An 8,629-nucleotide genomic window follows, 5' to 3' on the forward strand; every position below is an offset into this window, starting at 1 on the left:
CGATTGCGTCGGCCGATAAGCCGGCCCGCGCGTGACGCACTGTCGCCAGCCGGGCAACGAATCCGGTGGTAATAAGTACGGATTCCGGATGACCCGTCGCATAACGGGCGCATGATGCAAGCATCGTTCCGCGTGGCCGATACGGTGCCACCCGTTACGCATCGAGTGCCCCGACCGCATCGGCCGCGATCATCGCAAGGTGATTCGCGGGCCGTGGCCGCCCGGTCGGACGAAATACGGCTTCGCCCTGGACGATCGCGCGGCCCGAGTACGCGCACCGGCCGTCGCGTCGCGCGCGCGCACGCCGCCATTTCTGTTCGCCGTAGTGCAGGCGGCCGCGTTCGACCCAGCGCACAAGCAATGATTCGTGCGACCACTCGAGCAGCGTGACCTGAATCACGCTGCGCCCGGGTGCCGATGCGCGCGGTGCAATGCCGACGGAAGAGACGGTCAGCATGATGGGCGGACTCCAGGGCGAACGCTTCGAGACGGGTCTGCATCACGCCGCACCGAGCGGTGTTGTGTCGGCTGCCCGGCGAGACGTCGGGAATCGTCAGTTAGGCTGAATGTCATGGCGAGTCTCCTGCCGTCCAACGAAGTGCGCGTCAGTCGGGATCGATCGGGGCCGCACGATGACACGGCCGGTACGGGATTGGCCGACTCGCGGGCGCCGAACTGGACGACTGCCGCGGATCGCCGGAATGCCCAGTGTAAAAGCGCATGCGCCGAGGCCGGAAGGCATGTCGCGCAGAACACGGTGTTGCTCGATATCGAACATCGGTGCGTGTGCGTGCGGGAGCGGCGCAGCGCCATCACGGGCGCCCATTCTGCGACGCGTTGCTTGCCGCCGCGTGCCGCGCCGGACGCAGCGTGACCGTGCAGGTCGTGCCTGCCGCGAGGAATCCGCCGGCCGGCACGCCGTCCAGCCGGATCCGGACCGGCACGCGCTGCGCGAGCCGCACCCACGTGAAAATCGGATTGACGTCGGCGAGCAGCGTCGAGCCGGCCGGGTTGTCGCGATCGCTGATGCCGCGCGCAACGCTCTCGACGTGCCCGGTCAGCGACGGGCCGCCTGCGAGCAGCCGGATTTCCGCCGGATCGCCGACGTGTACCTGCGGCAGCTTGGTTTCCTCGAAATAGCCGTAGACCCAGTACGAATGCGCGTCGATCAGCGCAAGACGCGCGACACCCGCGGTCGCATAGTCGCCCGGGTACAGGTTCAGGTTCGTGATGTAGCCGTCGACCGGCGCGAGGATGTCGCTGCGCACGAGATTCAGGCGCGCGACGTCGCGCGTGGCGAGCGCCGCGTCGTAGTTGGCCTGCGCCTGCCGCGCGGCCGATCCGGCGTCCTCGCGCACCTCGGCCGAAATCACTGCGCTGTCGAGCTGCGCGCGGCGCGACGCCTGCTGCCGGCGCATGTCGAGCTCCGCCTTGCGCAGCGCGACCTGCGCATCGGCTTGCTTGAGCGCATAGCGAAAACGTTCGGCATCGATGCGAAACAGCACGTCGCCGCGGCGCACCTGCTGGTTGTCGGCGACCAGCACGTCGGTCACGATGCCCGACACGTCGGGCGCAATGTTGACGACCTTCGCGCGGACGCGGCCATCGCGCGTCCACGGCGCATACATGTAGCGATTCCACAGCGCGTGGGCGAGCAGCACGGCGACGACGAACAGCAGCAGGGTGACCGCTACGCGGAAAGAGGTTTGGGCACGCATGTTGACTCGATACGAAACAGGGTGATGCATCAGCCGGTCAGCAACAGGCCGGCGCCGCAGAACAGGCACACGAACACGGACACGCGAAACAACGCCGGATGCCACACGTGCCGGTAGAGCCCGGCGCGCGCGAGCACGCGGTCGACGATCCAGAATGCGACGCCGCACCCGACGAGCGCGGGCAGCAGCCCGGGCACCAGCAACGACACGAACGGAAATTCAGCGAACATCGGGCGCGCCTCGCGGTGGCCGGGCGGCGACGTCGCCCGTCGGTTCGACGCCGCCGCCGAGCGCCATCATCAGTTGCGCCCAGGCGTCGAGACGCGCGGCGCGCACGTTCGCGAGCGCCTGCTGCGCCTGCAGCAGCTCGGTCTGGGTCGACAGCACGTTCAGGTAATCCGTGAGCCCCGCGCGATAGCCCTGCGTCGCATAGTCGAACGCGTGTTGCGCGGATGCATTCGCGGCCGCGATGTCGACCTGCTGTTGCGCGAGCGACTGCAGCGACACGACCTGGTTGGCGACGTCGCGGAACGCCGCGAGGACGGCCTCGTTGTACGCCTCGACCGCGAGGTCGTAGTCGGCGACCGCGACGCCGTAGCGACCCTGGCGCACGCCACCGTCGAAGATCGGCAGCGAAATGGCCGCGCCGAAGCCGTGCGTCATCGCATCGTTGTTGATGAACGTGAAGAAGCCGCCGAATGCAGCGGAAGCGAGCCCCGCGCTCGCGATCAGGTCGATGTTCGGATAGAAGTCGGCGTGCGCGGCGTGAGTCCCGTTGGCCATCGCTTCGACGCGCCAGCGCGCGGCGCTGATGTCGGGCCGATGGCCGACGAGTTCGGCAGGCAGATTCGCGGGTAGCGCGGCCGGCACGTCGAGCCGCAGCGCGGGGCGCGTCAGTGCCGCGCCGGCGCCCGGCCCGCGTCCGGTGAGGACGGCCAGTTCGTTGCGCAGCACCGCGACCTGCCGGTCGAGTTCCTCGATCTGCGCGCGGGTCGTGGCGACCGGCGTGTTCGCCTGCGTGATCTCGAAGCGGCTCGCGAGCCCCGCGCGGTAGCGACGCTCGATGATCGCGACGACGTCCTGCTGGCGCTTGAGCGTCGCGAGCGCGACGTCGCGCTGATCGAACGTTTTCGCGAACGTGACGTAGGTGCGCACGACCGCCGTTTCGAGCGTCAGGCGCGCGACGCGCGCATCGGCCTCGGCTGCCAGCGTGCTGTCGAGCGCGCCTTCGCGCTCGGCGCGATGCTTGCCCCACAGGTCGAGCGGGTAGCCGAAGTCGGCGCCGACGGAATTGTTCCAGACCGTGTTGCCGCCGGGCGGGCTCGGGCTGTCGAACCGCGCAAAGCGCGTGCGGCCGAAATCGCCGCGCGCGGATACGCTCGGGTGGCGCGACGCGCCAGCGATGCGCGCAAGCTCGGCGTAGCGGTCGAGACGCGCCTGCGCGACACGCAGCGCGGGGCTGCCGGTCACGGCGGCGGCGACGAGCGTGTCGAGCTGCGGATCGCGCCACGCGCGCCACCAGTCGTCGCGCGGCCACGACGCCTGCGACGCGGATGCAGGCAGCCCGTTTGCGACCGTGGCCGCATCGACGAGGGTCGCGCGCGGCTCGATGCCGCCGGTATGCGCACACGCGGCGAGCCACAGCGCGGCGAGCGCTGCGATGCCGCGCGCGGCGAGGACAGGAAACGAGCGTGCCGCAGCGCGGCGCTCGGGATTACGCGCGGGCATCATCGGGCGCACGGGATGGAGAGGGCGAAGCCGGCCCGCGTTGTAGCGGGACGAGGTTGCATTGCAGCGACACGAGCATGAAACGGACGCAGTCGGCCAGCCGCTGCGCGGCGTCGGACGTCAGCTGCGGCGCGGCGGTCAGCACGGCGAGCGCGTCGCGGGCCGCGCGGTCGGCGTCGTGCAGCGTAGCGGGCGACGGCGCATCGAACAGGCGCGAGACCGACGCACATAGCGCGTGTTCATGCGTGCGCCACGCGCTGCCGGGTGGTTCGGCGGCGCCGGCCGTGCGCAGGTCGACGATGCTGCGGCCGATCTCGAGCGACGCGAAGCTCCACGCGAACAACGCCTGCTGGCCGAGGTGGCCGGTTGCGGGGCGTGCGGCGATCTGCAGCGTGAAGTCGCGCACGCCGGCGTCGAAGCGCGGCATCAGGCCGTCGAGCGCACCGAAACACGCATCGACGGACACGAGACGCCGCAGCGCGGCGAGATAGCGGCCCGTTACCCAGTCGCCCGCATACGGCGCGACGATCGAATAGGCGAGCGATGCGGCCACGATGCCGAGAATCGACGAGAAGCCCGCATCGAGCGTCGTGGCAGGTGCATAGAAACCGGGATTGGTGATGTTGGTCAGGAAGCAGAAATAGATGTTGAAGCCGAGACCGAAAGCGGCCGTCTTCGGAAACGAGTTCAGGTACGCGCCGATCGCGATGAACAGCGCGAACGCCGCGGCGAGCGGCGCGAAACCGTCCAGGTCGGGCAACAGCAGGAAGTTGAACGCAATGCTCGCGAGCCACGCGAGCGTGCAGCCGAGTGCGACCTGGCGGGTCGCCGCGGCCGGTGCCGGCATGATCGAGTACAGCGCGCTGGCGATCGTTGCGGACACCACGGCACCGGCCGCGCCGGTCCAGCCCGACGCGATCCAGAACAGCGACACCGCAGACACCGCGACGATCGCACGCAACCCCGCCGCGGCAGACACCATGCGGTTCGCGGAGGTGGCGATGCGCACGGGTGCTCGGGTTCGCTCCGAATCGGACGAAGCGGCCGAAGCCGCGACTGGCGTCGGCTGCCGGATCGCGATGAAGTCCGCGAGATACGCGCGCAGGCTGTCGAGCGCCTGGCGAAGCAGCGACAGTCCGGTGAGTGCGTGGTGCGCGTTGCGAGCATCCGGTGCCGGTTCCGGCGTGTGGCCGTTCGGCAGGCGGGCGACGGCCTGGTCGAGCGCGTCGACGAGCTGTTCGACGGCCCGCAGGTCGAACGCGCGTGCCGGGTCGTCCGGCGGCAGCACGCGCGCGGCGTCGTCGCAGGCGGCCGACAGCACGCCGGCTGCATGACGATCGTCGCCGTGCGCGATGCGTACGCGATACTGATGCAGCGCATGAAAGCGCGCACCGGCATCGAGGAATTGTCCGGCCATGCGCGTCATGATGTCGTTGCGTGCGCGCAGGTCGGGATCCTCGAACACCGCCGCGCTGCGCAGGTTCTCGAGTTGCGCGCGCGCGGCGAGCAGCCGCAGGTAGCGGCGGCTCTGCTCGTCGGTCGGCAGGCTCTGCGTGAGCGCGGCGCGCACGAAGCCGACGAAATCCGCATAGTGGTCTTCGCCGGTCTTCATCAGCATTGCGCGGACATGGCGCGGCAGGATCAGCGCGCTGACGACGCCGGCCGACAGGAGGCCGATCGATACCTCGCCGAGCCCGGTGACGACGTTGGCGATGATGTCGTAGGGGCGGTCGATCGACGGGACTGCGGCGATGCAGGTCGCGTAGCCGGCGAGCACGAAGCCGTACGACTGATAGTTCCGGAAGTACGCGGCGCCCCATGTGCAGCAGCCGATCCACAGCACGAGCGCGCCGAGGAACAGCACGCGCTCCTGCGGGAAGGCGCCGATCAGCACGATCGCGGCGAGGTTGCCGACCAGCATGCCGACGCCGCGATAGAAGCCGCGCGCCATCACCATCCCGCTGTGCTGATGCATCATCAGGATCACGACGGTCACCATCGCGGTGCGCGGCGCCGTCAATTCCAGCCGCATCGACACGCCCATCGCGAGCACGGCCGCGAGCACCGTCTTCGCGACATGGATCAGGCGCGCGCCGTCGGTGCGCCCGTATTCGCGGCTCATGTCGAGCAGCGTGTGCGCGATCTGCGCCGCACGGGACGGCTTCGTCAGCGTGCGCTTGGTCGGTGGCATGGCGTGGCGAGCGGACGGATCCGGCAGGACGGGTTCGACGGGGGAACGCGCGATGCGCACGGCGCCGGCGTGCCGCGGGGCGGCCATGCTCGGAAGACGATTTGAAAGTCGCGTCCGGCGCGGTCGTCGGCGCCCGGGAAACACGCTGTTCCGACGATGGAAGCGCGCATCGCGTCAGGCCGAATCCGCGGCCAGCGTTTCGGCCGGCAGCGCGGCGTCCGGGCCGGCCGACCACGGCGGATCGAGCAGTGCGATGCGCACGTGCTCGATGAACAGTTTCAGCTTGTTGCTCGCATACGGGTTGCGCGGATAGACCGCGTAAATCACTTCGTCCTGCGGCGGGTCGTCGGCGAGCACGCGTACCAGCCGGCCGTCGCGCAGGTCTTCGTCGACGATGTAGCGCGGCAGCATCGCGATGCCGATGCCTTGCACCGCGGCATCGCGCAGCGTTTCGCCGTTGTTCGACAGGAACACGCTGCCCGGCGTGATCGTGCGCGGCTTGCCGAGTCCGCCCGGTGTGGCGAACGTCCAGGTGGCCGACGGCGCCGTGTGACTGTAGTTCACGCAGCGGTGCTCGAGCAGTGCGTCGATCGACGCCGGTTCACCGTGTGCCGCGAGATAGTCTGGACTGCAGACGACCACGCGCTCGCACGCGGCGACACGGCGCGCGATCAACGCACTGTCGGGTAGCCGGGCGGAGCGCAGCGCGACGTCGAAGCGCTCGACTTCGAGGTTCACCGTGCGATCGTCGGTTTCGAGCGTGACGCGCAACTGCGGATGCGCGGCGGCGAATTTCGCGATCGCCGGCCCGAGCCAGCGACGCGTCAGGCTTACCGGCGACGTGATGCGCAGTTCGCCGCACAGCCCGTGCGAGCGTTCGGCGATTTCCTCGGCGACGTCGACGAGTCGGCGCATCGATTCCGACGCGGCGCCGTAGAAGGTCACGCCGGATTCGGTCGGTGTCACGTTGCGCGTGGAGCGCATCAGCAGCTGGACGCCGAGCGTGCGCTCGAGGTCGCTGATGCGCTTGCTGACGACGGATTTCGACAGGCCGAGGCGGCGCGCTGATTCGGTGATGCTTTGCCGCTCGACGGCGAACAGGAAGGCCTGGATATCGTCTATGTTCAGGGATTTCATGATGCAGTCCGAATGTCATCGGGCGTGAGCCGAGCGCGGCCGTGCGCGGTGCGTCGAGGCTGCCGGCGGCGCTCGACGGAAAAGGCCGCAGCCCCCGTCGTCCCGGTTCGCACGATTCGTGAGACGAAAGCGCGCTGTGCGGCGACGGCCGCGACACGATCGGGCGGGTCGGGAGCAGGGTGCTTCACGCGTGCCTGATGCCGTGGGAAGTCGGGATGGCTTCAAGCGTAGTGGAAGGTGTCACGTGTCGATAGACGGGCGGGATTGTCTACAGTGTTCCGTGCGTGGAACGATCGCATCGCGCCGCCGTGGTGACGGCGCGATGGCCGGTGCACAGGTGCGCGTCAGGCGATCTGCGTGAGGCGATAGACGTCGACCTTCTCGACGGCGTCCCAGTCGCGGGCCTGGAACGCTAGGATGTGCGGCCCCTCGTTGTGGTGGCGCGCATGGGACTCCGCGTTCTCCCACATCTCGATGAACACGAAGCGGCGCGGGTCGGCTTCGTCGAGAAGCAGCTCGTAGCGCAGGTTGCCGTGCTCCTGCCGCGACGGCTCGACGAGCGCGGCGAGCCGGGTCCGCAGGCGCGCCTCGTGGCCGGCCTTCGCATACAGCACGGCGACGATGTGCAGTGTGGTCATCTTCGTTCTCCTCGATTGCGTGCGCGTGCAGGGCTGCGATGCGCGCACATCGGCTCACGCATGCGCGGCCAAGTGTCCGGGGCCGGCGGCGATCAGGATCATGAAGCCGCCGATGATGCTGATGTGCTCGAGAAAACCGGTCAGCATCAGCGTGCGCTGGTTGCCTTGCTGGTTCCAGAAGTCATAGAACACCACCGCGGTCGCGAGCGTGAAGACCGCGAGCAGCAGCGACGCAAGGATCGTCTGGAAGCCGGCCATGACCGCGACGCCGCACACGAGCTGCACGACGATCGTGCTCGAGAGCGCGACGCGCGGCAGCGGCAGGTTCTTCGCGCGGACCTCGTCGAGCCCGTGCTGGAAGAACAGGAATTTATTGATTCCGCTCAGCACGAACATCAGCGCGATGAAGAAGCGGCCAGCGAACAGCAGATAGTCATCCATGACGCGTTCGTATTCGGTTTCGGTCGAAGAAAAGGCGTCGACGCCGAGCGCCGAAGCAACATCGCGTCGCGGCTGCACCCGCGCCGGAACGGAGGGCGCGGCCGCGACAGGCAACGGCATTCGCCGTCGCGAATCAGCTCTTGTCGTACGAGAACTGGATGCCCGCGGTGCCGCCGGTCTGGATGAACAGGTCGATGAACGCGGGGACGGTTGCGCTGCGCGCCCAGTCGCGCTGCAGTTCGCAGAACAACTGCGCGACGCTGATCATCTGGCCGCCGGCCTGCTCGATGCGGCGCAGCGCGGCTTCGTGCGCGGCCACCGACGTGCCGCCGACCGCGTCGACGACCACGTAGACCTCGTAGCCGGCCTTCAGCGCGTCGAGCGCGGGGAAGGTCAGGCACGCTTCGGTCCACAGCGCGGTCATGATGAGTTTCTTGCGGCCGGTGGCTTCGACGGCCTTGCGGAACTCGACGTCTTCCCACGAGTTGATGCTGGTGCGGTCGTAGGTCGGATAGCCTTCGAGCGCGGCGCGCAGCTGCGGGATCGGCGGCTTGTTCAGGCCGGTCTTCACGTTGACGGTCGAATGGACGATCGGCAGGCCGTACGCGACGGCGGCTTTCGATGCGCCGACGATGTTGTTGATCAGCAGCTGCCGATCCATCGACGCGATGGAGTTCACCTGGACCGGCTGGTAGTCGATGACGATGAACGCCGCGTTCTGCGGGGTGAGCAGGTGGTCGTTCGCGGGATCGCGAATCGGTTCGCTTGCCATGGTT

Annotated in this window: 9 protein-coding genes; all 9 read right to left on the reverse strand. The window is 68.7% G+C overall.

Annotation, left to right across the window (positions count from 1 at the left end):
- Positions 1-154: 154 nt before the first annotated feature.
- The 9 genes from O1Q03_RS28700 to O1Q03_RS28740 all read right to left on the reverse strand — a co-directional run bounded on the left by O1Q03_RS28700 (position 155) and on the right by O1Q03_RS28740 (position 8,625).
- Positions 155-457 carry a DUF3331 domain-containing protein gene (locus O1Q03_RS28700; RefSeq protein WP_269507409.1) on the reverse strand — a complete coding sequence of 101 codons (303 nt, stop codon included), beginning with the start codon at positions 455-457 and terminating at the stop codon, positions 155-157.
- Positions 458-812: 355 nt separating this feature from the next.
- Entirely contained in the window at positions 813-1,718 is a 906-nt protein-coding gene (locus tag O1Q03_RS28705) for an efflux RND transporter periplasmic adaptor subunit (protein WP_269507410.1), read from the reverse strand.
- 29 nt (positions 1,719-1,747) lie between these two features.
- Positions 1,748-1,948, reverse strand: coding sequence for a DUF1656 domain-containing protein (locus O1Q03_RS28710; RefSeq protein WP_269507411.1), 201 nt, complete (start codon positions 1,946-1,948; stop codon positions 1,748-1,750).
- Positions 1,938-3,449 (reverse strand): efflux transporter outer membrane subunit, encoded by a 1,512-nt coding sequence (locus tag O1Q03_RS28715; protein ID WP_269507413.1) that lies wholly within the window; start codon positions 3,447-3,449, stop codon positions 1,938-1,940. The genes O1Q03_RS28710 and O1Q03_RS28715 overlap by 11 nt, the downstream gene beginning before the upstream one ends.
- Positions 3,433-5,637 carry an FUSC family protein gene (locus O1Q03_RS28720; protein ID WP_269507414.1) on the reverse strand — a complete coding sequence of 735 codons (2,205 nt, stop codon included), beginning with the start codon at positions 5,635-5,637 and terminating at the stop codon, positions 3,433-3,435. Before O1Q03_RS28720 ends, O1Q03_RS28715 begins: the two co-directional genes overlap by 17 nt.
- A gap of 174 nt (positions 5,638-5,811) precedes the next feature.
- A complete protein-coding gene (locus O1Q03_RS28725; RefSeq protein ID WP_269507419.1) occupies positions 5,812-6,765 on the reverse strand; it encodes a LysR family transcriptional regulator in 954 nt (317 codons plus the stop codon).
- Between the two features lie 353 nt (positions 6,766-7,118).
- On the reverse strand, positions 7,119-7,412 hold the full coding sequence (locus O1Q03_RS28730) for a putative quinol monooxygenase (RefSeq protein ID WP_269507416.1): 294 nt from the start codon (positions 7,410-7,412) through the stop codon (positions 7,119-7,121).
- A gap of 54 nt (positions 7,413-7,466) precedes the next feature.
- On the reverse strand, positions 7,467-7,853 hold the full coding sequence (locus O1Q03_RS28735; protein WP_269507417.1) for a DoxX family protein: 387 nt from the start codon (positions 7,851-7,853) through the stop codon (positions 7,467-7,469).
- A 133-nt stretch (positions 7,854-7,986) separates the two neighbouring features.
- The gene (locus O1Q03_RS28740; RefSeq protein ID WP_098549143.1) at positions 7,987-8,625 is read right to left on the reverse strand and encodes a hydrolase; all 639 of its coding nucleotides are present in this window, start codon (positions 8,623-8,625) and stop codon (positions 7,987-7,989) included.
- Positions 8,626-8,629 lie beyond the last annotated feature (4 nt).

Source organism: Burkholderia sp. IMCC1007 (genome assembly GCF_027257875.1).
Taxonomy (GTDB): Bacteria; Pseudomonadota; Gammaproteobacteria; order Burkholderiales; family Burkholderiaceae; genus Burkholderia.

Coding starts and splice junctions, on each gene's coding strand:
- O1Q03_RS28700 (WP_269507409.1), bottom strand. CDS start 457: ATGCTGACCGTCTCTTCCGTCGGCATTGCACCGCGCGCATCGGCACCC.
- O1Q03_RS28705 (WP_269507410.1), bottom strand. CDS start 1,718: ATGCGTGCCCAAACCTCTTTCCGCGTAGCGGTCACCCTGCTGCTGTTC.
- O1Q03_RS28710 (WP_269507411.1), bottom strand. CDS start 1,948: ATGTTCGCTGAATTTCCGTTCGTGTCGTTGCTGGTGCCCGGGCTGCTG.
- O1Q03_RS28715 (WP_269507413.1), bottom strand. CDS start 3,449: ATGATGCCCGCGCGTAATCCCGAGCGCCGCGCTGCGGCACGCTCGTTT.
- O1Q03_RS28720 (WP_269507414.1), bottom strand. CDS start 5,637: ATGCCACCGACCAAGCGCACGCTGACGAAGCCGTCCCGTGCGGCGCAG.
- O1Q03_RS28730 (WP_269507416.1), bottom strand. CDS start 7,412: ATGACCACACTGCACATCGTCGCCGTGCTGTATGCGAAGGCCGGCCAC.
- O1Q03_RS28735 (WP_269507417.1), bottom strand. CDS start 7,853: ATGGATGACTATCTGCTGTTCGCTGGCCGCTTCTTCATCGCGCTGATG.
- O1Q03_RS28740 (WP_098549143.1), bottom strand. CDS start 8,625: ATGGCAAGCGAACCGATTCGCGATCCCGCGAACGACCACCTGCTCACC.